Raw genomic sequence first — 23,041 nt, 5'->3', positions numbered from 1 at the left:
GCGCGGTCACTCACCGACGGCGACATAGCGGTGCACCGTGCCGTCCTCGTCGCGGTCCTCGTCGGGGTTGCGGCTGTCCAGGTCGAGCTCGACGCCCGCGGGTTCGAGCGTCTCCCGTATCCGCTGCTGGACGGGCTCGCTCAGGTAGTGGTGGTGCAGGTCGAGCCGCTTCAGATGGGTGAGCGGCTGCCCGCCGAGCAGCGCGGCCGCGCCGTCGTCGCCCAGGGTGCCCATGGACAGGTCCAGCACCTCGAGGCGGGCCACCACCGGGGCGGACGCCACGGCCGCGGCGACCTCGTCCTGGATCTCGCTGTTGCGCAGCGCCAGGTGCCGCAGGCGCGGCAGCCGGGCCCCGGACAGGATCGGCTCCAGGTCGGCGGCCTCGGTGTCGGCCCCGTACCAGGAGGTGCCCAGCCAGAGGTCGAGGTGCTCCAGCGCGGGCAGTTCGCTGCCGCCGATGCCGCGCACCACGCGGACGGGGAGTCCGCCGGTCTGCACGGTCAGTCTGCGCAGCGCGGTGTGGCCGAACGCCTCCAGCCGCAGGCCCGTCCCGCCGCGTACGCCGAACTCCTCCAGGTCGGGGAAGCCGGTCAACAGCCCGGTCACGTCGGTCTGGTTGATCCAGGAGATCTCGCACTCCTCGTAGACGATGTCACCGAGGAACAGGCCCCGCAGGGCGGGCAGCCGGTCACGGGCGGCCAGCAGCGCCGCCACGACCTCGGTGGAGGCGCTGTCGTACGCCTCCGTCCAGGCACCGACGATCAGTGCGCGCACCCGGGTCGTGTCCACCGCGGCACAGAAGCGCTCGAAGGCGGCCGTCCACTCCTCCTCGGCGTCGTAGACGCTGCCGGCGACCCGCCAGGCCACGGCGTCGGGTTCGGGCAGCGCCGTCGTCGCGTCGGCCTCGGGGAAGTCGAAGGCGGGCAGACCGTGAAACTCCTGCAAGTGCTGGCCGATGGTCATGCGGGCTGCTCCTGACGTGCAACGGATGCGGTGGGCGGTGCGCAGCAGTTCTACCAACAGGCACTGACAGCACGCCTCGGCAGGGTCGGTCGCGGCCGGTTGTCAGTGGTGGTCCGTACGGTCTGTGCGTGGAGTCCGGTGCGCCGAGCACCAGGACGGAGGGGAGAGCCATGTACCGGCAGGGAGACGTGCTGATCGTGCCCGTCGCGGAGGGGGCCGTGCCGACCCATGTCCCGCACGCGCCGAAGGAGGCGCGGGACACGCGGGGGCGGCTCGTGCTGGCCCTGGGCGAGGTGACCGGCCATGCCCACGCGGTGGTCGGTCCTGGCGAACTGGTGCGTGAGCCTGGACCGTTCGGGCCGCTGCTGCTGCATCTGCCGGAGGGCGGCCGGGTCGTGCACGAGGAACATGCGGCGATCACGCTGCCCAAGGGGTGGTTCCGGGTGATCCGGCAGCGGGAGTACGTACCGGGTTCCGTGCGGATCGTGGCCGACTGAGCTACGCGGTGGGCCGGGTGAGCGGGACGAGGGAAGCGATGACGGGCGGGCGCGTGGTGGACGTGGTGGACGTGATGGAGGAGACGGCAGTGACGGCACAGCTGGTGGCGGGGGACGTGGCCGGGACGGACGGGGCGCCGGTGGACGCCCTCCAGGACTGGCGTGCGTGCGCCGCGGCGGCCGAGCCCGCGGACCGTGCCGAGGCGGAGGCGGGCATCCTGCTGGCGTACCGGCAGGCCGGACTGGCCGCGCCGGAGCGGGTGGTGTGGGCGGGTTCCCCGCGCGAGGGCGTGACCCTGGTGCGGGCCCTGTCCGACGCGGAGCGGGGGGCGAGTGTGCGGGAGGCGGTGCGCAGCGCGCCCTGGGCGGCCGCACGCCGTGCCGCGCACGAGCGGATGGGGGCGGCGGGGTGGTCGGCCCACTGGTCGGCGACCGGAGGCCGTCTGTGGGAGACCACGCAGATGCTCGTCGAACGGATCCGCGGGGGTGTGCTGGACGACCTCGCCGGTGCGGACCGGCAGGCGGAGACGGAGATCCGGCTGATCCTGCTGGACGCGCTGCTCGGCCAGCACGACGCGCCGTGGCTCGCCGCCCTGAGCGCGGACGGACCGGCGCTGGACGGGCCGGCCCGGGTGTGCCGCAACGCCGGCTGGTGGTGGCCGTTCGAGAAGGTCGTGGTGGTGTGCGAGCGCCCCGTCGCCCTGCACCGCGACGAGGCGGGCCGACTCGACCGGGGCGACGGCCCGGCCCTCGCGTTCCCGGACGGTTTCGCCCTGCACGCCTGGCGTGGCATGCCGGTGCCGGCCGCCTTCCTCCAGGAGCTGCGCACGCTGACGCCGGAGCGGATCCGTGCCGAGGAGAACGCCGAGCTGCGCCGGGTCATGCTGGAGTACTACGGCTACGACCGCTATCTGAGCGACTCCGGGGCCCGTCCGGTGCACAGCGACGAGACGGGCACGCTGTGGCGGGTCGAGCTCGAGGGCGACGAGCCGGTCGTGATGGTGGAGGTCGTCAACTCCACCCCGGAGCCGGACGGTACGCACCGCACGTACTGGCTGCGGGTGCCGCCGACGACCCGGGAGGCCAGGGAGGGCGTGGCGTGGACGTTCGGTCTCGAGGCCGAGGCGTACGCGCCGCTGCGGGAGACGTGATCGGTCGCACCCCTGTTGCGGCGGCACGTGTCGCGCGATGATCCGTTCCGTCTCCCGGCACGCACCGGGAACCTGGAGCGAGGAGACGGCACGTGGGCACAGAGGCGGCGGCGAGCGTTCTGGTCACCGGCGGAACCGGGTTCGTGGGCAGCCATCTGGTGCGGCGGCTCCTCGAACGCGGCTACCGGGTGCACGCCACGGTCCGCAGCACCGCGAACGCCGCCAAGGTGGGGCCGCTCGCGCAGCTGCGGGAGGCCTTCCCCGGGCGGCTGGAACTGTTCGAGGCGGATCTGCTCGTGGAGAACTCCTTCGACGAGGCGATGCGCGGCTGCCGGGTGGTCTTCCATGTGGCCTCGCCGTTCCTCATGCCGGAGAAGATCAGGGACGGCCGCCGGGACATGGTCGACCCGGCCCTGCTGGGGACGCGCAATGTGCTCGGGAGCGTCGAGCGGACCGCGGAGGTCGAGCGGTTCGTGTTCACCTCCACCGTCGGCGCGATCTTCGGTGACTACGCCGATGTACGGGACATGGACGACGAGGTGCTGACGGAGAAGTACTTCAACACCACGAGCACCGTGGACAACAACCCGTACCACTACGCCAAGACCCTCGCCGAGCGGGCGGCCTGGGACGCGGAGGCGGCGCAGGACCGCTGGCGCATGGTGTCGGTCAACCCGGGTCTGGTGCTCGGCCCCTCCCTCACCCCGGCGTCGAGCTCCGGCAGCCTGTTCCTGCTCGACGAGCTGTTCAAGGGCTACTTCTGTTACGGCGCACCGGACTTCAGCTTCACCACCGCCGATGTGCGCGACGTGGCCGACGCCCATATCGCCGCGGCGGAGAACCCCGATGCGAAGGGCCGCTACATCGTCGCCGCGGAGACGATGACGTCGTTCCACGAGATGTCCCGCATCATCCGCACCCGTCATCCGCGCAGTCTCCGGCTGCCGCGCACGGCGCTGCCGCACTGGCCGGTGCGCATCCTGGGCCCGGCGTTCGGGCTGACGCAGGACTACATCCGCAAGCACCTCGGCATCCGGTTCCGGGTCGACAACAGCCGCAGCGTGCGCGAACTGGGCATCGTCTACCGCCCGATCGAGGAGACGCTGCTGGAGCACTACGAGGCTTGGCTGCGGCAGCGGCGGGCGTGAGGCGGGCGCCGCCGCGGCAGCGGCGCGCGTGAGGCCGGCGTACGTGACGGACATCCCGGCGGGGGACGCGGACGTCAACAGGGTTGCGCTGTACGGGTGTCGGGGCCGCACGGGATCATGATCCCCATGTCTCACACCTCTCGACGAAGACTCCTCGCCGTCCTCGCGGCCTCCGCCGCCTCCGTACCGCTCGCCGGAGCGGTCGCGGCCCCGGCACGGGCCGCAGGCAGCGGCACCCTCGCGGACGTCGAGCCGTTCGCGGGTCCGGCCGGGCTGTCCTCGGCCCGCTCCTCGGTGACCCTCGCCCCGCTGGACGCCTCCTACTTCACCGCGGCGACGCTCACCGCCCCGCTCACCACGACGGTGCTCGCGGGCACTCCTGCCCGCACCGAGGTCACCTCCGGCGGCAGGCGGGTCGCGCTGCTCACCCAGGGCGCGCGGACGGTCGTCCTGCCCGGCCCGCAGCGCACGTTCGCGGAGAACAAGCGGCCCTTCGCGGACGACTTCCAGCGCACCCTGCCCGATCTGTCGCTGGACCCGGCGAACCGCAAGTACTGGGGCACGTCGCCCGGCGGCGGCAGCTGGTACACGCTGGGACCGGTGGACACCGACTACGCGGTGGTGCCGGGCAGCGGCCTCATCAGCCTCACCACCGACGGCGCCAGCCGGCACGCCAGCCTGCACGACGAGGAGATCACCGACGTCGACGTCCGCTGCACGGTCCGGTTCGACAAGGTGCCCACCGGCCAGGCCTGTTCCGCCGGTCTGACGTTCGGCTACCAGACCACCCACAACAACTACCGGGCCCGGCTGTCCTTCCTGACCTCGGGCGCGGTCGAGCTGCGCGTCGAGAAGGAGGTCGACGACACGGTGACCCAGCTGGTCACCGCCGTCACCCTCGGCACGGGCGTGCCCGCGGGGACCGACTGGACGATCTGGGTGCGCCGGGAGGGCACCCGGATCCGGGCCAAGGCATGGCGTTCGGCCTCGGCCGAGCCGGCCGCGTGGTCCGCCGACGTCGTCGACTCCACCTTCGGCAAGGGCCGGGTGGGCCTGCGCGCCCTGGCCAACACCGGCTGTACGAACCTGCCGGTCACCCTGTCCGTCAGCCGCTACGAGGTGGACGCCGCGAACTGGGAGACGCCGCCGACCGTCACCCACGGGGACTGGGTGCGGGTGCTGCCGGAGCCGTTCGACGGCACCTGGACGACGCAGTTGGAGCAGACGATCGGCGGCTGGGCCGGTTCCTGCGCTCCCGACGTCCTGGCCCACGCCGCGATGTTCCTCGGCGGCGCGCCCGCGGTCACGGCCGGGGCCGGACCGGCCCAGGGCAGGCAAGTGCTGGGCGAGGCCGGGTACGGCTACCTGGACCCGCAGGGCTACCGCCTCGAAGGCGCCGACTTCCACGAGTACATGAACACGGGCTGGACCTTCCCGGACGGCACCTACGTCAAGCCGTCCAGCAAGCAGGTGGGCAACCTCGACTGCTCGGGCTACACGCGGATGGTCTACGGCTACCACCTGGGCGTTCCGCTGGCCGCCGGCGCGGACACCTCGGGACAGCGGATCCCGCGCAAGTCGCGGGACATCGCCGACTACGCGCCCGGGGTGATGGTCGACCGCACCGACGGCACCAGTCCGCCCGCCGCGGCCCTGCTCCAGCCCGGCGACCTGGTGCTGTTCAACGCCGACTCGGGCGACGACGCCCCCTCGGGCCCCGTGACCGTCGACCACGTCGGGATCTACCTCGGCAAGGACGCGGCCGGAAAGCGCCGTTTCCTCTCCAGCCGCAAGACGGTCGGCGGGCCCACCATGTCCGACCTGGGCGGGGCGTCACTGCTCGACGGCACGGGCACGTACGCCACGAAGCTGCACACCGTGCGTCGTATCTGAGCTAGGCGGACGACCGCGCGGCGGTCGGTCAGCCGACGTCCCACAGGAACCGGTGGGTGTGGATCCCGAAGTACGGGAAGGACTGCACCTGCCGGACTCCGTCGATCGGTCTGACGACGTCGTTGACGAAGTCCAGGAGGTCCTTCGGGCCGGGCGTGACCACCTCGGCGAACAGGTCGAACCCGCCCGAGGTGAGTACGGAGTAGACCACCTCCGGGCGTTCCGCGAGCGTGTCCGCGACCCCGCGCGGGTCGCCGTCCACCCCGATGCCGAGCAGTGCCATGGCCTGGCCGCCCATGGCCATCGGATCGGTCACACCGACGACCTGGACGGCCCGGGAGTCCAGCAGGCGTTGCAGCCGCTGCCGGGCGGCGGAGGCGGACAGGCCGACCTTGGGGCCGAGGTCGGCGTACGCGATACGCCCGTCGGTCTGGAGTTCCCGCAGGATGGCCCGGTCGATCTCGTCCACGTCCGCTGGTTCCCTTTCCTGCCCGGTGGCTCGCGCCCACCCTATCGGCGTACGTCAGCCGACGAGTTCGGCGAGGGCGGCGGCGAACAGCCCGGTGTGGGTGTCCACGTCCTGTTCCGTGGTGTCGGGGCACATGAGCGCCATGTTGTGGAACGGGGTCAGCAGGATGCCGCGGTTGGCGAGATAGAGGTGGAGGAAGTCCTCCAGCTCGGTGTCGCCGACCGCCGCGGACTCGGCGCCGGTACGCGGGGCGGGGTCGGCGAAGCGGTACTCGGTGCGCGCCCCGAGGCGGCTGACCGACCAGGGCAGGCCGTGGGCGGCGATGCCCGCGCGCACCCCCGCCTCGAAACGCTCGGACAGTTTCGACATGTGGGTGAAGGCGTCGTCGGTGAGGACGTGTTCCAGGGTGGCGCGCATCGCCGCGACGGACAGCGCGTTGCCCGCGAGGGTGCCGCCGACGCCGCCCATGTCCACCAGGTCGAGATCGGCGCGGGACAGCAGCCGGTCGGCCAGGTCGGCGGAGAGTCCGTAGGCGCCCGCGGGGATGCCGCCGCCGATCGCCTTGCCGATGGTCAGGACGTCCGGCTCCAGGTCCCAGGCCGCAGTGCAGCCGCCCGGACCGGCGGAGAAGGTGTGCGTCTCGTCGTTGATGAGGAGGGTGCCGTACTGCCGGGTCAGGGCGCGTACCCCGGCCAGGTAGCCGGGTTCGGGGAGCACGATGCCGATGTTGGTCAGCGCGGGCTCCATCAGGACGGCGGCCACGTCGCCGTGGGCGAGTTCGCGCTCCAGCCGCTCCAGGTCGTTGAACTCGGCGACCCGGCTGGTCAGTGTGACGTCGCAGGGCGCACCGACGTTCCCGGGCCGGGCGGCGCCCAGGCCGTCGGGTCCGACGACGATGAGCGACTCGTCGACGCTGCCGTGGTAGCTGTAGCCGTTCACGAGGATCTTGGAGCGCCCGGTGACGGCGCGGGCCAGCCGGATGGCCCAGCGGTTGGCGTCCGTCGCCGTCAGCGAGAAGCTCCACCGGGTGAGCCCGAAGCGACGGGTCAGCTCCGCGCCGACCCATTCGGCGTCCTCGGTGGGCAGCATCGCGGTCGCCCCGCCCAGTTCGGCGAACCGGTGCCGGACGGCTTCGGCCACCACCGCCGGGGAGTGGCCGGCCATCGCGCCCGTGTCACCGAGGCAGAAGTCGATGTACTCGTGCCCGTCGATGTCGGTCACCCTGGCGCCGCGCGCGGTGTCCAGATAGCGCGGGAAGGCGCCGGCGGTCTTGTTCATCCAGGTCATCGGAACTCGGCCGAAAAGGTGCTCCGAGCGCGCGTAGGCGGCCTTCGAGCGGGGGTTGCGGCGGTCGGCCTCGGCGCTCTCGCGGGCCAGGAGGTGCTGAAGGCGGGTGCGGTCCATGACTACCTCGCAGAGCGATGGCGGATGAATGCACAGAGAGTACGACCGAATCGTACGCAAACTCAAGCTTCGACAATTGAATCAATTGCCGTGACGATCGATTCACGCGTGCCTGCCGTGCCGACGGGGCTGGGAGCGACAGTCGCCCCGCTCGCACCCCTCCCGCCTCCGACCCCGGGAACCACGGAGGGAAATGAAGGTCACAATTACGTATCGGACATACCGCACTTCAACCTTCACACGAGCCGCACAAATTAGCTAAGTTGGCGCCAGGCCGCTCGGTTCCTCCGGCGAATCCCGCCGGGCCGCGCTGCCTCCGCCGAGTCCGGTGCACCACTGCGGCCGCCGGAGCCGGGGACCCAACCGATCCTCTGGGGTGAATCGGCCCAACCGTCCTGCGGGGCAAGGGCCGTAGGGCACGCCTTCCGGAACCTCCGCCCGAACCCGACAGCTAACTCGGTAGGCGGAGCACGGAAGGAGTACGTCGCCGATGGCGCCAGGACGCGACAAGCGCCCCGAAGGTCTCGGCCTCCCCGGTATGTCGGACGCGGTCAGCGGCGAGGAGATCCGGCAGCGGATCAACACCCTCTACGACCGCGCGGAGACCGACTCGGGGACCTACAACGCCACCCGCGCGATGTCAGGCAGCGACCGCAGGACCGGCCGCTCTGCGCGTCCCGCCCAGCGCAAGCCGTCCGACCCCGCCCTCGACGCCGTCGCCCGGAAGTGGTTCGACGACGCGCGCTCCAAGATAGGCCCGACCGTAGCGGCCGTGCTGCCCGCCGACCGGATGCCCGCCCCGCCGGCCGCGGGCCGCCCCGCACCGGCGCCCGTGCCGGAGCTCCCGGCCGCCATTCCGGCCCCCCGCCCCGAACTGGAGGCGCCCGCCCGACGCGTCCCGGAGCTCACCGCCGGGCCCGTGGCCGCACTCCCGGCCGCGCCGGAGAGCCGACGGGACGCCTTCCCGGCGCTGCCCGCCCCCTCCGCGCTCCCGGCGGGACCGACCGCGGCCGCGCCAGCGCCCGTACCTGTACCTGTACCCGCGGTCGTACCAGCGCCCGCGCCCGCGGCGACGCCCGTGGCCGACGCCGCCGCACGGCAGACCGCGCGGCGGTCGGCCAAGGGGCAGAACCAGGAGAAGCTCACCCAGGCCCGAAGACTGCTGACCCGGCAGGTCGCCCTGCGCGGCGCCCCGCCGGCCCCGGAGAGCGCGCCGGCGGCCGCGCCACGCTGGCCGGTCCCGGAGCAGGATCCGCTGTTCGGCGAGGGCACCGGATGGCTCAGCCAGCCGTCGCCCGGCCCCGACCCGCTCGCCGGGGGCGCCGCCTACCTGAGCGCTCCCGGCGCCACCGGGCAGTTCGGCACCGTACCCAGTGTCGCGGGATACCCGAACACTCCCATCGACACCGGGCAGTTCAGCCTTCCCCTCGATGTCGCCGTCACGAACCCGCCGGCCGACACCGGGCAGTTCAGCGCCATCCCGAGCGTCGCCGCCTACCCGAACACCCCGGTCGACACGGGGCAGTTCAGCCTTCCCGTCGACGTCGGTCTCACCAACCCTCCCGCGGACACCGGGCAGTTCAGCGCCGTCCCGAACATGGCGGCCTACCCGAGCACCCCGATGACCCCCGGTTACCCGAGCGCCCCCGCGAGCCCTGCCTACGCCGGCGCTCCCACGGACCCTGCCTATCCGAGCGCCCCGGCCGGCCCTGCCTACCCGGGCGCTCCCGCGGCGCCTCCCACCGCCGGCGTTGTCGGGAACGTCGGCTACCCGGGTGCCCCCGCCGATACGGCCTACCCGAGCGACCCCATGACCGCCGCGTACCCGAGTGCCCCGGCGAGCCCCGGCTACCCGAGCGCTCCCGCGGGCGCCGTCTACCCCGGCGCCCCCTTCGACACGGGCCAGTTCGCCCCGATGGACACCGGCCAGTTCGCCATGCCTGCGATGCCCGCCATGCCTGCCATGCCCGCCATGCCCACAGCACCCGCCATGCCTGTCATGCCTGCGATGGCGGCCGCACCCGCCATGCCCGCCGCGCCCGCGGTACCCGCCATGCCCGCCATGCCCGCCATGCCCGCCATGGCTGCCGCGCCCGCCGCGGTCGGCGTGCCGGAAGCGGCGGGGTACGGCGGCAAGGCCGCGAAGGCCCTCGAGTTCGCGCGTGCCCAGATCGGCAGGCCGTGCCTGTGGGGCGCGACCGGCCCCGAGTCGTACGACTGCGCCAGCCTCACCCAGGCCGCCTGGCGGGCCGCCGGGGTCGCGCTCCCCCGCGCGGCAGCCGACCAGGCCCGCGCGGTCTCGGCGATCCCGCTCACCGACCTCCAGCCCGGCGATCTCATCTTCTTCCACGGCGACACCAGCCACGTCGGTGTCTGCGCCGGACCCGGCACGATGATCCACGCTCCGGGGCCGGGGGCCCTGATCCGCGAGGAGTCGATCTTCTTCGCCGGGCAGGCGGCGATCCACAGCGCCGCACGGCCCGCCTGACCCTCGGAGCACCCACCGAGGACCCACCCGAAGCTGACCCGCGAACTGCCCGGACGGATCATTCCGTCCGGGCAGTTCACATTGCGGGGCGACACGGTACGACGGCAGGAAACGGCGCGGCGCCCGGACCGTGGGTACCGGTCCGGGCGCCGCGCCGTGGGGTCTCACCCGAGCGACGTCACACGGGGCGTCGCCTGGTGCGGATCAGCAGAACGACACCGGCGACCGCGAGCACACCGCCGAGCGCCGCGGGCCACAGCTGCGCGCCGGTCTCGGCGAGACCGCCCTGGACCGCCTGCGGTTCGGTCTGCGGCACGGTCTGGGGAGCCGGCTGCGCGGCGGAGGTCGCCTGCCCGCCGTCGTCCGCGGCCTGGGTCTGCTCGGCACCGGCCGCCGTGCCGGATCCGGCGGCTGCCGTGTCGTCGGCCTCGGGGGCGGTGGTGACCAGTCCGGAGCCGTTGCCGCCCGAACCCTGCTGTCCCGAATCGTCCTTCGGGCGGTTGGTCGCCGAGGGGGAGGAGTAGGGCTTGGGCTGGGCGTTGCCGGGACGGGTGGCGGTGGCCGTGGCGGCGGGCGGCTCCGTGGTCGCCTGGCCTCCGTTGCCACCGTTGCCACCGTTGCCCGCGTTGCCTCCGTTACCGGTGTTGCCTCCGGTCTGGCCCTGCGCGCCGTTCCCGTCCTTCGGGGGCTCGGGGGTCTGCGTCTGCTGGCCCTGGTCGCCGTTGCCGCCGCCGTTGCCGCCGCCGTTGCCCGTGCCGTTGCCGCCGCCGTTACCGGCTCCGTTGTCGCCGCCGCCGTTGCCCGGCGCGGCGCCCACGCCGCACTGCCGGCCGCCGTTGATGCAGTCGACCATCTCGTTCATCAGCTTCTCGTCGAAGACGTTGATGAAGTCGCCGTGGTCCGTGATCGGCTTGTGCAGGTTCTCGGGGAAGGAGTCCACCGCGAACAGCGGGGTCGTGCGGCCACCGTCCTGGAGGCTCGGCGCGTCCACGTCGTACACGATGCGCTGCACCAGCTGCGGGATGGCCTGGAAACCGCTCGGGCAGGAGCCGTCGGCGGCGGCGAACGCCACGTGCGTACGGTGGTTGGCGCTGTCGATGTTCCGACCGTCCCAGCAGCTCTGGAACTTGAACGTGCGCACGACGTCGCTGCCGCTCGGGCAGAGCGGGTACTTGTCCTTCAACTGCCGGTCCTCCAGGCCCGTGCAGCTCCAGGACGCGTTGGCGTTGGCGGGGCCGTTGACGAACGCCTTGGCGTCGCCGGTGATGATGCGCAGCAGTCGCGGCATGGCGGTGACCTTGCTGCGGGGGTTGCCCACGAACGTCATCGTCACCTGCTTGGGCGTGACGATCTGACCGGCGTTGCCCTCGGTGCCGCCGCCGGGCGATCCGGCGTCCCGCTCCTGGGTGCCGTTCTGGAGGCGCAGCACGGGCCAGAAGTACGACGACTTGTCGCCCTGGTCCTGGCAGCTGGTCTGGGCGTTCGCCAGGTCGTTGTCGCTGGCGAACCCGGTGTTGGACTGGTTGCCGACGTAGTCGTGGAAGTGGTGGGCGCCGTTGCTGACACCCGGGGCGACGATGACGTTGTCGGAGTTGAACAGACCGTTGGCGTTCACGCCGCAGCTGGTGGCGAAGGTGCCTCGGGAGGCGTCCGCCTGGAGCGCGGGGCTCTGCGCGTTGGGCTGGACCGAGTTGATGTCCGCGTAGTCGGCGGCGACCGGGCCGTTTCCGGCCTGCCCGCCGTTTCCGGTCTGACCCTGACCCTGGCCCTGGTTCTGCCCCTGGTTCTGCTGACCCTGGCTCGGGTCCTGGCTCGGGTCCTGGCTCTGACCCGGATCCTGCGTCTGCTGGCGCAGCGTGCAGGCGGCCAGCGCCTCCAGCCCCTCCGGGCGGTCCCCGGCCTGGTCGATGGCGACCGCGATGCGCTCGATCGTCGCGGTCCGCGTCTCCTTCAGCGGGTTCATGATCTCGCTGTCGGCGAAGCCGCTGTCGTCCTGGACGGCCTGCGCCGACTCCTGGAGCTTCTTGTAGGCCTCGGCGATCTGCTGGTCGAGCAGCGCGAGTTCCTTGTCGACGTCCGCGCGAGCCGCGTCGGGGACGTCCGTCAACTTGTCGCCGACGTCGGGGCAGTCGATCGTGCCGGGACCCCACGCCCCGCCCGACTGCTGCGTGTCGCCGCCCTGACCGCTCTCGGACGCGGAGGCGTACACGTTCGCCACGACCAGTCCTCCGCCGCCCAGGATCAGAGCGGCTGCGGCAAAGGTCGCGCGTCGTGCGCCTGTTGGGCGTCTGCGCGTGTTGCGTCCCACGGAAAACTCCTACGCGTCGTGACCAGGCTCCGGGTATGGAAACCCCTCGTCCCATACGGAGCCGGGCCCTGGTGCGTTCAGACGCCTCAGGAATTCACAGCGTTTTCTTATCGCGTACCGACGTCGTCACAGGGAGTACCTGATAGCGGGTCTCACATCCTGGAAGCGCCCAGGCGGCGCGTGAGGCGGACCCGGCCCCGAGGCGAGGCACCCGAACTGCGATCATGTGCGGTAACCGTCCCATACGGGCGGGATGCACGCACTCACCCCCTTGTCCCAGGGAGTTGGCATGGCCTTCGACGTCGCAGCGCTCCGCGCCCGGATCCCCGCCCTGAAGTCCGGATCCGCCCGATTCGACGCTCCCGGCGGTACCCAGACGCCACAGCCCGTCATCGACGCCATGGTGGAGACACTGACCGCGCCCCTGGCCAATCGGGGGCAGACCACGGAGGGCGAGCGCAACGCGGAGGCGGTCGTCGGTGCCGCCCGCGCCGCGCTGGCCGACCTGACCGGCGTCCCGGCGCGCGGGGTCGTCTTCGGCCGCAGCGCCACCCAGCTCACCTACGACCTGGCCCGTACCCTCGCCAAGACCTGGAACCCGGGCGACGAGGTGGTCGTCACCCGGCTCGACCACGACTCCAACATCCGCCCCTGGATCCAGGCGGCGGAGGCGGTGGGCGCGCGGGTCCGGGAGGCGGACTTCGACCCGGCCACGGGCGAACTGCGACCCGAGCACATCGAGGCGGTGCTGTCGTCGCGCACCCGGCTGGTCGCCGTGACCGCCGCGTCCAACCTGATCGGCACCCGGCCCGACCTCCCCGCCGTGGCCCGGCTGGCACACGACGCCGGGGCGCTCCTGCACGTGGACGCGGTGCACTTCGCGGCCCACGCGACCGTGGACCTCGCCGAGCTCGGCGCGGACACCCTGGTGTGCTCCCCGTACAAGTTCCTCGGACCGCACCTGGGTGTGCTGGTGAGCCGGCCCGAACTGCTGGAGACACTGCGGCCCGACAAGCTGCTGCCGTCCTCGGACGCGGTGCCGGAGCGCTTCGAACTGGGCACGCTGCCCTACGAGTTGCTGGCGGGAGCCCGGGCCGCGGTGGACCTGCTCGCCGACCTGGCGCCCGGTGCGCAGGGCACCCGGCGGGAGCGCCTGCGCGCCGCCTTCACCGCCGTCGAGGCCCACGAGGACGCCCTGCGGGCCCGGATCGAGCGCGGCCTTGCGGAGCTCGGCGGTGTGACGGTGTACTCCCGCGCCGCGCACCGCACCCCGACCCTGCTGTTCTCCGTGGCCGGCCACCGGTCGGCGGACGTCTCGCGCCATCTCGCGGACCACGGCGTCGACGCCCCGGCCGGCTCCTTCTACGCGCTGGAGGCCTCGGTGCGCCTCGGGCTGGGCAGTGAAGGGGCGGTGCGGGTCGGCCTGGCGCCGTACTCCGACGAGAACGACGTCGACCGGCTGCTCACGGCCCTGGGCGCGCTCCGCGCCTGAGCGGGCCGCAGCGGGGACCGTACGCCACCCGCCCGCGCCGTACGCCCGGCGCTTCTGTCGTACGCCACCCGCTCACGCCGTACGCCCAGCGCTAGTGCCGTACGCCACCCGCTCACGCCGTACGCCCGGCGCTCGTGTCGTGCGCCGTGGCGGCACGGGGTGGGTGAGAGCGTAGAACGCGAAGGCCGCTGCGCAGCCGGCCGCCGGAGGTGGAAGGTGAGCGTCCCGGAACCGCTGCCGACGTCGCAGTCGGTGCGACTGGGTGTGCTCCTGGCGATGGTCGGCGGGGCGCTCGACGCCTACACCTTCGTGAGCCTGGACGGTGTCTTCGCCAACGCGCAGACGGGGAACGTGGTGCTGCTCGGCATCGAGGCGGCCCACGGGCAGTGGGTGCAGGCGTGGCGCCACGTTCCGCCGATCCTGGCGTTCGTCGCGGGTGTCGTGACGGCGGAGACGCTCAAGCGTCCGCGGCTGGCCGGCGTCGTGCGGTGGCCCCCGGTGGCGGCGCTGTTGCTGGAGATCGTGGTGCTGGCGGGCGTCGGACTGCTGCCCGCCGGCGCTCCGGACGCGCTGGTCGTCGTACTGATCTCGTTCACCGCGTCCGTGCAGATCACCGCGTTCCGCAAGCTCGTGGACACCGCCTACAACAGCACGATGACGACGGGGAACCTCCGTACCGCGACGCAGAGCGCGTACGAGGCGCTCGTCACCGGAGACAGGGAAGCGGCGCGCCGGGCCGCGCAGTTCACGGCCGTCATCCTGGCGTTCCTGGCCGGCGCGCTCGGCGGCGCGGCCCTCACGGTGGCCGTGGGCGTGCGCGCGGTGTGGGCCGCCGCCGCCGTGCTGACCTGCGGCCTGGCGCTGTTCGTGCACGACGAACGCATGGCCCGCAGGCGGACCGCGGCGGCGGCCCCCACGAACACCCGGAGGTGAGACCGGGTCAGCCCTGGCGGGCCTTGAAACGGGGGTTCTTCTTGTTGACGACGAACGTCACGCCCCGTCGCCGGACGACCTGCGCCCCCGGCTTGGACTTGAGCGCGCGCAACGACGTACGCACCTTCATGGCTGCGTTCTCCTTCGGTTCGGTCGGGCGTCGGTGGCCGCGGTCAGCGGCGCGCCGGAGCGAAGACCGTGGTCATCGCTCCTCGCGGAAGGGGACGTGCGCCCCCGCCACCGGGTCGTACTTGCGCAGGACCAGCCGGTCGGGATCGTTGCGGCGGTTCTTGCGCGTCACGTAGGTCACTCCGGTCCCGGCCGTCGACTTCAGCGTCACGACGGGACGGACCTCGTTGCGGGCCATGGGCTCTCCTCTCACCGGCATCGCACCCACTGATCGGTGCATGCCAGTCACGAGGCCTACAACAGCGGACCCTGCCGGGGCATTCCCGGCACGTTCCCGCCCCGGACGTGCGGCGCGCCGGGACTTCGTAGGCGAATCGCCCGATTCCGCACCGGGGGCGTCCGGTGATGCCCTACCGTGAATCGCTCCCGAGCGCGCCTGCCGGACCCGGCTCATCGGGGTGGCGGGCGCGGGTGGAAGGTGCGGGTGCACACAGGAGGACGGGTGGAGACACGAGACGGGGACCGCCCTCCGGACCCGGCACCCGGCCACAGCCACGCCCCGGCACCCGGCCCCGTCCGTGACCTCGTCGGTGACCCGGGGCAGGACCGCGGACCAGGCCCCGAACAAGTGCGCGGGCAGGACCGGGGATCCGAGCCGCAGCACATCGACTTCCGGTCCGGCACGTTCCACGGTCCCGTGGCCGGCAAGGTGATCGTGAACGGCTGCTCCCCTCCCGTGCCCAGCGCGCTGTCCGCCCTACCGGCCGCCCCTGCGGGGTTCGCGGGCCGGGAGGCGGAGCTCGCCGTGCTGCTCGACGGACTGCGTCCGCCCGACGCGTCGGCGCCCGCCGACCCGCCGGTCATGTGGGCCGTGACCGGGCTGGGCGGCATCGGCAAGACGGCGCTCGCGCTGCGCGCCGCGCACCTCGCGCGCAAGCGGGGCTGGTTCACCGGCGGCACCCTCTTCCTCGACCTCGCCGGCTACGACGACACCCCCGTGACACCCGCGCACGCCGTCACCTCGCTGCTGCACGCCCTCGGCGTCGGAGGCATCCAGCTGCCCGCCGACGAGATCGACCAGTACACGCTGTACCGCAATGTGTACCGCAGCCGGCTGGCCGGGCTCGCCGACCGCGGGGAGCGGGTGCTGCTGCTCCTGGACAATGTGTGCGACCCCTCCCAGCTCCTGCCCCTGCTGCCGGGCAGCGACCTGCACCGGGTCCTGTTCACGTCCCGCGAGTCGCACGACTCGCTGCCCGCCCGCGAACTCCCCCTGGAACCGATGAGCCCCGGCGACTCCGCCGCGCTGGTCGCCAGGGCGCTGCGGCTGCGCGACCCGGACGACGACCGGCCGCTGCGCGAGGCCTCGTCCGTGGACGAACTGACCGGTCTGTGCGGTCATCTGCCGCTCGCCCTCCAGATCGCCGCCGCCCTGCTGCGCCGCCGTCGGCCGCGGCGCCCGGTCGCCTCGCTCGTCGAGGAGTTGCGCACCTGCGCCGACCGTACCGACGCCCTCTCCAGCCGGGGCGTCGACCAGTACGGCAGGACGCTGGCCCTGGCGCCGGTCTTCGAGGTCTCCTTACGGCGCCTGGCACCGGACCGGGCACGGGCGCTTTGTCTGCTGGCCCAGGTCCCCTGCGTGGACTACGGCACCGACACGGCGGCGGTCGTCACCGGGCTCGACGAGTCGGCGGTGCTGGACGTGCTCGACGACCTGGCGTCCGCCCACCTCGTCACCGGGGAACGGCTCGCGGACGACCTGCCGGAACGCTGGCGCATCCACGACCTGGTCCGCGACTACGCGGCCGCCCGCGCCGCCGGCGACCCCCGGCTCGCCGCGGCCGGACGGGAGTCACGGGCCCGCACCCGGCGTCACTTCCACGCCCTGGCCGCCGACGCGGACCGGCGCCTCCAGGTCCGTACCCACGACCCGCTGCCCCGGACGCTCGCCGACCAGGCCGCCGCGCTGGCCTGGTTCGACACCGAGCGGGCGAACCTCGTCGCCGCCCCTCAGTGGCCCACGGAGGACGACGCGGACTTCTGCGTCGGCATCGCCCTGCACCTGGCCGAGTATCTGCGCTGGCGCCGCTACTTCGAGGACTGGGTCACCGTCAGCCGCACCGCCCGGGACATCGCGCACCGGCTGCGGGACCGGTCGGCGGAGGCGACCGTCTGCAACAACCTGGGCGGCGCGCTGCTGCGTGCGCAACGCCCCGACGAGGCGCTCGAACCGCTCGACCGCGCCGCCCGCCTGTATCACCTGATCGAGGACGCGGCCGGCGAGGGCAGGGCGTGGAACAACCTCGGCCTCGCACAGCGCAGATCGGGCCGTGTCGAGCAGTCCCTCGCCAATCACCTGCGGGCCCGCGACCGCTTCCGCGCCACCGGGTACGCGTCCCACGAGGGCAGGGCCTGGCACAACTGCGGGCTCGCGCTGGCGGCCGCCGACCGCCACCCGGAGGCCGCCGCCGCCTTCGAGCAGGCCTGCGCCCTGCACCGGACCACCGACCACGTGCTGTACGGCGACTCGCTCAACAGTCTCGGCTGCGCCTTGCACCGATCCGGCCGGACCGCCGAAGCCCTCACCGCGCTACGGGGCTCCGTACGCATCCGCGAGAAGTACGACAACTGGTACGCCACCGGGCAGACCTGGAACAACCTCGCTCTCGCCCTGCGGACCGCGGGCTTGCACGACGAAGCGGCAACGGCCCGCGAGCGCGCGGCCGAGGCCTGCGCCCGCGCCGGGATCACGGCGGAGATCTACGGACACCACGAGTGAACCCCGCGCGATCGTCACCACCCGAAGACCGTCACCACCCGACGGACTCGGCGCCGCGCGGCCTCACTGCCGGACCCCCGTAGGGCCCACCGCCGCCCGGCGCAGCGCGATCCAGGCGGGGGTGACGGACGCGACCACGGCGAGCGCCGCGCACGCGCCGACGGCCCGGCCGAGGGCCGTCCAGGGAAGCTCGACCGTGGCCCGCACCGACAGCACGCGCAGGGCGCCCCACATGCCCGCCAGGTCGACGCCCGCGACCAGCAGTCCCAGCACGGCGCCGACCGCGACGACCAGCAGCGACTCGGCCGCCACCAGGCGCAGCACCTGCCACCGGGTCGCTCCGGCGAGCCTCAGCACGGCCAGCTCGCGGACCCGATCGGAGGTCGCCATGACCATCGTGTTGGCCAGCGAGACGCCGGTGTAGAGCAGGGCGATGCCGAGGACCAGCAGGAGGCCGGTCCGGGTCGTCCGGTCGGTCCTCGGGAGGCTCGCCCGCACCCATTGCGACCCGGTGAGGACCCGACCGTCCGAGGAGCGCACCGCCGTCCGCAGCCCTTCGGCCACGGCGGCCGGGTCGGCGCCGTCCGCGAGGGCGACGTCGACCCGGTCGACGCTCGCGCCCGGGGCGTTGCGCGGGGTGACGTAGACGCCGTCGCCGCCCGTGCCCTGCCGCAGCACCGCGACGATCCGCAGGGTCCTGGGCGTGCCGTCACCGAGCCAGATCCGCACCCGCTGCCCCACGGTGTGCCGTTCCCACTCCTCGTCGACGACGATCGAGTCGTCGTCGAGGGCGCGCACGCTCCCGGCCACGACCGGCAGTTCGGTGGTGGCGGCCAGCAGCTGGGGGTCGGCGGCGCGGGCCTCGTCCCTTCTGAGCGACACACCGTCCTCCAGGACGTGCACGGCGCTCGCGGAGGTCGCGGACACCTCGGCCCCGGACACCCCGCGCAGCCTGCGCAGCGTCGTCGCGTCGAAACCCGCGTCGCTCGCGGGGACGACGACGAAGGCGGCGGTCGTGCGCTCCCCGATCTCGGCGGCCTTCGCCCGGTCCAGGGTGGCGGTGGCCCCGAGGAGCGAACCGGTGAGGGCGACCGTCACCAGGACCGGTGCGGCGATCGCGGCGGTACGGCGCACGCCCGCGGCGGCGTTCTCCCGTACGAGCATGCCGCCCGCGCCGGGCAGCCGGGCCGGGAGCCAGGCGAGCAGCCGGGTCAGCGGGCGCACCACGGCCGGGGCGAGCAGCGCCACCGCGCTGATCAGCAGCATCGGCCGGCTCACGTAGGTCTTGCGGTGCAACAGGTCGGCCGGGTCGGTGAGCAGGGCGACGGCGCAGGTCACCGCGGCGGTCAGCAGCAGGGCCGCGCCGGACGCCCATCGGCCCCAGGTCATCGTCCGGGTGTCGACGGAGGCCTCGCGCAGCGCCTGGGCGGGACCGGTGCGGCCCGCGCGCCAGGACGCGGCCGTCACGCCGGACAGCGCGACGAACAGACCGGTCGCGAAGGCCGCGCCGTACGGCCAGTCGGCGTCGCCCAGGGTGAACCAGTCCGGGGCCAGGCCCGCGTCGACCACCCGGGCGGCCAGCCGGGGGGCCTCGTGACCGCCGAGCAGACAGCCGGCGGCAGAGGCGAGCACACTGACCAGGAGGGCCTCCAGAAAGACCGTCCGGCGGATCTGCCACGGGGTCGCCCCGGCCGTGCGCAGCAGCCCGAACTCGCGACGCCGTTGGGCGACCGAGAACGCGAAGGTGGACGCCACCACGAACACCGACACGAAGGCGGTCACCCCGCCGGCGGTGCCGAACAGGGCGTTCGTCGCGGTGAGGGCCTCGCCGTCCCGGTCGGGGTCGGCGTCGGCCAAGCGGCGCGCGTCGCCCGTGAGTACCTGGGCACCGGTGCCGCCCACCGCGGTGCGCACGGCCGACGCCTCGACGTCCACCACCGCCTGGGTGCTGGTCGGGCACATCCGGGCCGCGCGCCGGTCGGTGTAGAACACGGCGTTCTCGAAGCCGTGTCCGGCGACGGTGCCGACCACGCGCACGGTGCCGCGATCGGTCCGTACGCGCTCGCCGGGCCGGGCCCAGGCGCCACCGACGACGACCTCGTCGTCCGCGGTGGGCGCGCGTCCGGCGTCGAGCTCGTACGGGGCGAAGACGGCGGTGGACCAGGGATGGCCCACCAGGTCGCCGGGTCCGCCCCGGGCCCGTACGGCGAACGACCGGTCCTCGACGACGGTGCCGAGCCGCCGCAGCCGTACGAGGACGGCGGCGGGCAGGGCGCGCGGCCGGTCGAGCCTGCGCACCCGGTCGCCGTGCGGGGTGGACACCCGCAGCGTGTCCGACCCCTTCACCACGACGGGCGCGGCGGCGAACCGCTGCGGGGCACGGTCGGGCGCGTGCAGCGTCGAGGCGAGGGCCAGCCCCATCACGGTGGTCAGCGCGACGCCGAGCGCGAGGGCGACGAAGCTGCCGACGAAGGTGACCCAGCGGCTCCGCAGGGTGCACAGGGCGACGGTCAGCACGGTGCGGCCTCCAGCTTCGTCATACGGGTGGCGATGTCGTCGGCGCGCGCCCCGGCCAGGTCGCTCTCGATCCGTCCGTCGACGAGGAAGACGACGCGGTCGGCGTACGAGGCGGCGACCGGGTCGTGCGTGACCATGACGACCGTGCGACCCTCGGCGTCGACCATGGCGCGCAGCAGGTTCAGCACCTCACGGCCGGTGTGCGTGTCGAGGGCGCCGGTCGGCTCGTCGCCGAAGAGCACCTCGGGGCGGGTGATCAGGGCCCGGGCCAGGGCGACACGCTGTTGCTGGCCGCCGGACAGCTCGGTCGGCCGGTGCCGCGCCCGGTCCCCCAGGCCGACCTGTTCGAGCACCTCCCGCACCCGGGCCCGGGACGGGCGGCGGCGGGCGAGCCGCAGGGGCAGCGCCACGTTCTGCTCGGCGGTCAGGGACGGCAGCAGGTTGAACGACTGGAACACGAACCCGATGCGTTCGCGGCGCAGTAGGGTCAGCCGGGTCTCGGACAACCTCGTCAGGTCGGTCCCGCCCACGACGACCGAACCCGAGGTGGGGCGGTCCAGCCCGGCGGCGCACTGCAACAGGGTCGACTTGCCCGAGCCGGAGGGACCCATGACGGCGGTGAACGTGCCCTGCGGCACGGCGAGCGAGACCTGGTCGAGCGCCGTCACCTCGCTGTCCCCCGCCCCGTACCGCCTGCTGACGGAGTGCAGTCGGATGGCGTCCTCGTTCATCTGTCCCCGCCGTTCTCGGTGTCCGTGCTGCTCGGTGACCCCACGAAACCGTGTGACGGCAGGCCCGCGCAGTGCGGCAGGGGCGAGACCTGGGGTAGGGCAGGCACTACCCCGGGAGCTCCGCCTGGGCCGATGGCACCGGCCGGGCCGGAGCTTCTACGGTGATCGCATGCGCCCTCGGAACGTATGGCAGGCCATGGCCGGACCGGGCTTCCTGCTCTCGCCCTGGCCGTGGCGGTCGGCCGCCTATCTGCTCACCGGCATACCGGCCGGGATGGTCGCTTTGGCGGGGATCGTGAGCACGACGGCGGCCGGCTGTGCCCTCGCTCCCGTACTCGTGGGACTCCCCCTGCTCGGCTGCGTGGCCCTCGCCGGGATTCCGGTGGCGTGGGCGGAGCGGCACCGGCTGCGGCTGATCGACCGCGCCCCGGTCACCGGCCGCCACCGGGCGCCCGCCGCGGGCGGTCTGTGGCCCTGGCTGACCATGCGGCTGCGGGAACGGGCCACCTGGCGGGAGCTCGGCTACGCGCTGCTGTTCGCCGTCGTGCTGTGGCCGGTCGACGTCCTCGTGCTCATGGTCGGGCTGCTCGTCCCCCTGTCGGTGCTCGCGACCCCGCTGCTCCTGGCGACCGTCGGCGAGGGCCGGCAGACCAAGGTGCTCAAGGTCTGGACGGTCACCAGCTGGCCGGCCGCCTTCGGGTTCGCCGTCCTCGGGCTGGCCCTGCTCCTCCTGGGCGGCTACGCCCTGGCCGCGGTCGCCGGCGGCCGGGCGGAGCTGACCCGGCTGCTGATCGCGCCGCGCGAGGGCGATCTGGGCGAGCGGGTCGTGGAGCTGACGCGCTCCCGCGTCCGGCTGGTGGACGCCTTCGAGGCGGAACGCCGGCGCATCGAGCGCGATCTGCACGACGGGGCGCAGCAACGGCTGGTGGCACTGACCATGACGCTGGGGCTGGCCCGCCTGGACGCACCGCCGGGGCCGCTCGCCGACCAACTGACCAAGGCCCATCAGCAGGCGGGCGAGGCGCTGGCGGAGCTGAGGGAACTCGTCCGCGGCATCCATCCCAAGGTCCTGTCGGACTACGGCCTCCCGGCGGCGGTCGCCGACGCGGCGGACCGTTCCGCGGTGCCCGTGGACGTCGGCCTGGAACTCTCCGCCCGCCTGCCCCGGACCGTCGAGAGCGCCGCGTACTTCGTCGTCTGCGAGGCCCTCGCCAACATCGCCAGGCACAGTGGCGCCCACCGCGCGGAGGTGACCGGGGAGCACCGGGACGGACGCCTGTTCCTGCGGGTGCGCGACGACGGCCGGGGCGGCGCGGTCGCCGGGAACGGCAGCGGGCTGACCGGACTGGCGGACCGGGTGTCGGTGCTCGATGGCAGACTCTCCCTGTCCAGTCCACCGGGCGGACCGACCCTCTTGTGTGTGGAGTTTCCTTGCGAGCCGACGGACCGCTGCGCGTAGTGCTCGCGGAGGACAGTGTGTTGCTGCGGGAGGGGCTCGTCGGACTGCTCGACCGCTGCGGACACGAGGTGGTCGCGGCGGTCGGCGACGCGGTGGCGCTGGTCGACGCGGTCGAGGAGTACGCCCCGGACATCGTCGTGACCGACGTCCGGATGCCCCCGGGGTTCCAGGACGAGGGGCTGCACGCCGCCGTTCGGCTGCGGGAGCGGCGGCCGGGGCTGCCGGTGCTGGTCCTCAGTCAGTACGTGCAGCGGACGTACGCCGCCGAACTGCTGGACTCCGGGGACGGGACGGCGGTCGGCTACCTGCTCAAGGACCGGGTCGGCCAGGTCGAGGAGTTCATGGACACCCTGGGCGCGGTCGCCGCCGGCGGCACGGTCGTCGACCCCGAGGTCGTACGCCAGTTGCTGCGCCGCCGCCGGGATCCGCTGCAACGGCTCACCCCGCGCGAGCGGGAGGTCCTGGCTCTGATCGCGGAGGGCAGGTCGAACGGGTCGATCGCGCGTGCACTCGTGGTGTCGGAGGCGGCCGTCGGCAAGCACATCGGCAGCATCCTCGGCAAGCTGGACCTGCCGCAGACGGACGAGACCCATCGAAGGGTACTGGCGGTCCTCGCGTTCCTGCGAGCCTGACCGGGTGCCCCGGCCCCGGCCTGGCGCACCTCACGCACGCCCCCCACC

The 23,041-nt window shown here is 73.5% G+C and carries 18 protein-coding genes and 1 riboswitch; of the genes, 10 read left to right on the top strand and 8 right to left on the bottom strand.

Features of this window, described 5'->3' with window-relative positions; translation table 11 throughout:
• Positions 1-6: 6 nt before the first annotated feature.
• Entirely contained in the window at positions 7-963 is a 957-nt protein-coding gene (locus FNH09_RS18020) for an STM4015 family protein (protein ID WP_152889083.1), read from the bottom strand.
• A gap of 170 nt (positions 964-1,133) precedes the next feature.
• Between FNH09_RS18020 and FNH09_RS18015 the strand changes: the two genes are divergently transcribed.
• The 4 genes from FNH09_RS18015 (at position 1,134) to FNH09_RS18000 (ending at position 5,652) form a co-directional block, all read left to right on the top strand.
• Positions 1,134-1,460 (top strand): hypothetical protein, encoded by a 327-nt coding sequence (locus FNH09_RS18015; RefSeq protein WP_152889081.1) that lies wholly within the window; start codon positions 1,134-1,136, stop codon positions 1,458-1,460.
• A gap of 38 nt (positions 1,461-1,498) precedes the next feature.
• Entirely contained in the window at positions 1,499-2,611 is a 1,113-nt protein-coding gene (locus tag FNH09_RS18010) for a DUF6745 domain-containing protein (RefSeq protein WP_202919690.1), read from the top strand.
• 92 nt (positions 2,612-2,703) lie between these two features.
• Positions 2,704-3,759, top strand: a complete 1,056-nt coding sequence (locus FNH09_RS18005; protein WP_162468742.1) for an NAD-dependent epimerase/dehydratase family protein — start codon at positions 2,704-2,706, stop codon at positions 3,757-3,759.
• Between the two features lie 126 nt (positions 3,760-3,885).
• Complete coding sequence (locus FNH09_RS18000) at positions 3,886-5,652, top strand: NlpC/P60 family protein (RefSeq protein WP_152889079.1); 1,767 nt, start codon at positions 3,886-3,888, stop codon at positions 5,650-5,652.
• A 28-nt stretch (positions 5,653-5,680) separates the two neighbouring features.
• On the opposite strand, the gene FNH09_RS17995 is transcribed toward FNH09_RS18000, so the two are convergent.
• A complete protein-coding gene (locus FNH09_RS17995; protein ID WP_162468741.1) occupies positions 5,681-6,121 on the bottom strand; it encodes an AsnC family transcriptional regulator in 441 nt (146 codons plus the stop codon).
• A 54-nt stretch (positions 6,122-6,175) separates the two neighbouring features.
• Entirely contained in the window at positions 6,176-7,525 is a 1,350-nt protein-coding gene (locus FNH09_RS17990; protein ID WP_152889077.1) for a transaminase, read from the bottom strand.
• Between the two features lie 307 nt (positions 7,526-7,832).
• Positions 7,833-8,007: riboswitch (cyclic di-AMP (ydaO/yuaA leader) on the top strand.
• A gap of 8 nt (positions 8,008-8,015) precedes the next feature.
• Between FNH09_RS17990 and FNH09_RS48605 the strand changes: the two genes are divergently transcribed.
• Entirely contained in the window at positions 8,016-10,013 is a 1,998-nt protein-coding gene (locus tag FNH09_RS48605; RefSeq protein ID WP_238426750.1) for a C40 family peptidase, read from the top strand.
• 178 nt (positions 10,014-10,191) lie between these two features.
• Here FNH09_RS48605 and FNH09_RS17980 read toward each other — a convergent pair whose 3' ends face one another.
• On the bottom strand, positions 10,192-12,321 hold the full coding sequence (locus tag FNH09_RS17980) for a DUF1996 domain-containing protein (RefSeq protein WP_162468740.1): 2,130 nt from the start codon (positions 12,319-12,321) through the stop codon (positions 10,192-10,194).
• A gap of 289 nt (positions 12,322-12,610) precedes the next feature.
• On the opposite strand from FNH09_RS17980, the gene FNH09_RS17975 reads away from it, so the two are divergent.
• Complete coding sequence (locus tag FNH09_RS17975) at positions 12,611-13,813, top strand: cysteine desulfurase-like protein (protein ID WP_152889075.1); 1,203 nt, start codon at positions 12,611-12,613, stop codon at positions 13,811-13,813.
• A 216-nt stretch (positions 13,814-14,029) separates the two neighbouring features.
• Positions 14,030-14,746 (top strand): DUF1275 family protein, encoded by a 717-nt coding sequence (locus tag FNH09_RS17970; protein WP_202919689.1) that lies wholly within the window; start codon positions 14,030-14,032, stop codon positions 14,744-14,746.
• Positions 14,747-14,753: 7 nt separating this feature from the next.
• On the opposite strand, the gene ykgO is transcribed toward FNH09_RS17970, so the two are convergent.
• Both ykgO and rpmG read right to left on the bottom strand, forming a co-directional pair.
• The gene (gene ykgO / locus FNH09_RS17965) at positions 14,754-14,876 is read right to left on the bottom strand and encodes a type B 50S ribosomal protein L36 (protein ID WP_152889073.1); all 123 of its coding nucleotides are present in this window, start codon (positions 14,874-14,876) and stop codon (positions 14,754-14,756) included.
• 72 nt (positions 14,877-14,948) lie between these two features.
• Positions 14,949-15,113: a 50S ribosomal protein L33 gene (rpmG, locus tag FNH09_RS17960; protein ID WP_152889071.1), complete on the bottom strand. Its 165-nt coding sequence runs from the start codon at positions 15,111-15,113 to the stop codon at positions 14,949-14,951.
• A gap of 264 nt (positions 15,114-15,377) precedes the next feature.
• Between rpmG and FNH09_RS17955 the strand changes: the two genes are divergently transcribed.
• Positions 15,378-17,654: a tetratricopeptide repeat protein gene (locus tag FNH09_RS17955; RefSeq protein WP_152889069.1), complete on the top strand. Its 2,277-nt coding sequence runs from the start codon at positions 15,378-15,380 to the stop codon at positions 17,652-17,654.
• A 63-nt stretch (positions 17,655-17,717) separates the two neighbouring features.
• Here the strand turns inward: FNH09_RS17955 and FNH09_RS17950 are convergent, their stop codons facing one another.
• Positions 17,718-20,171 (bottom strand): FtsX-like permease family protein, encoded by a 2,454-nt coding sequence (locus FNH09_RS17950; RefSeq protein WP_162468739.1) that lies wholly within the window; start codon positions 20,169-20,171, stop codon positions 17,718-17,720.
• Positions 20,165-20,902: an ABC transporter ATP-binding protein gene (locus FNH09_RS17945; protein ID WP_152889067.1), complete on the bottom strand. Its 738-nt coding sequence runs from the start codon at positions 20,900-20,902 to the stop codon at positions 20,165-20,167. The genes FNH09_RS17950 and FNH09_RS17945 overlap by 7 nt, the downstream gene beginning before the upstream one ends.
• A gap of 169 nt (positions 20,903-21,071) precedes the next feature.
• On the opposite strand from FNH09_RS17945, the gene FNH09_RS17940 reads away from it, so the two are divergent.
• Positions 21,072-22,361 (top strand): sensor histidine kinase, encoded by a 1,290-nt coding sequence (locus FNH09_RS17940; protein ID WP_162468738.1) that lies wholly within the window; start codon positions 21,072-21,074, stop codon positions 22,359-22,361.
• Positions 22,361-22,993, top strand: a complete 633-nt coding sequence (locus tag FNH09_RS17935) for a response regulator (protein ID WP_162468744.1) — start codon at positions 22,361-22,363, stop codon at positions 22,991-22,993. The genes FNH09_RS17940 and FNH09_RS17935 overlap by 1 nt, the downstream gene beginning before the upstream one ends.
• The last annotated feature ends 48 nt before the right edge of the window (positions 22,994-23,041 follow it).

Origin of the sequence: Streptomyces adustus (assembly GCF_009377175.1) — a bacterium.
Taxonomy (GTDB): Bacteria; Actinomycetota; Actinomycetes; order Streptomycetales; family Streptomycetaceae; genus Streptomyces; species Streptomyces adustus.
This window is presented reverse-complemented; position numbering and strand designations above follow the sequence as displayed.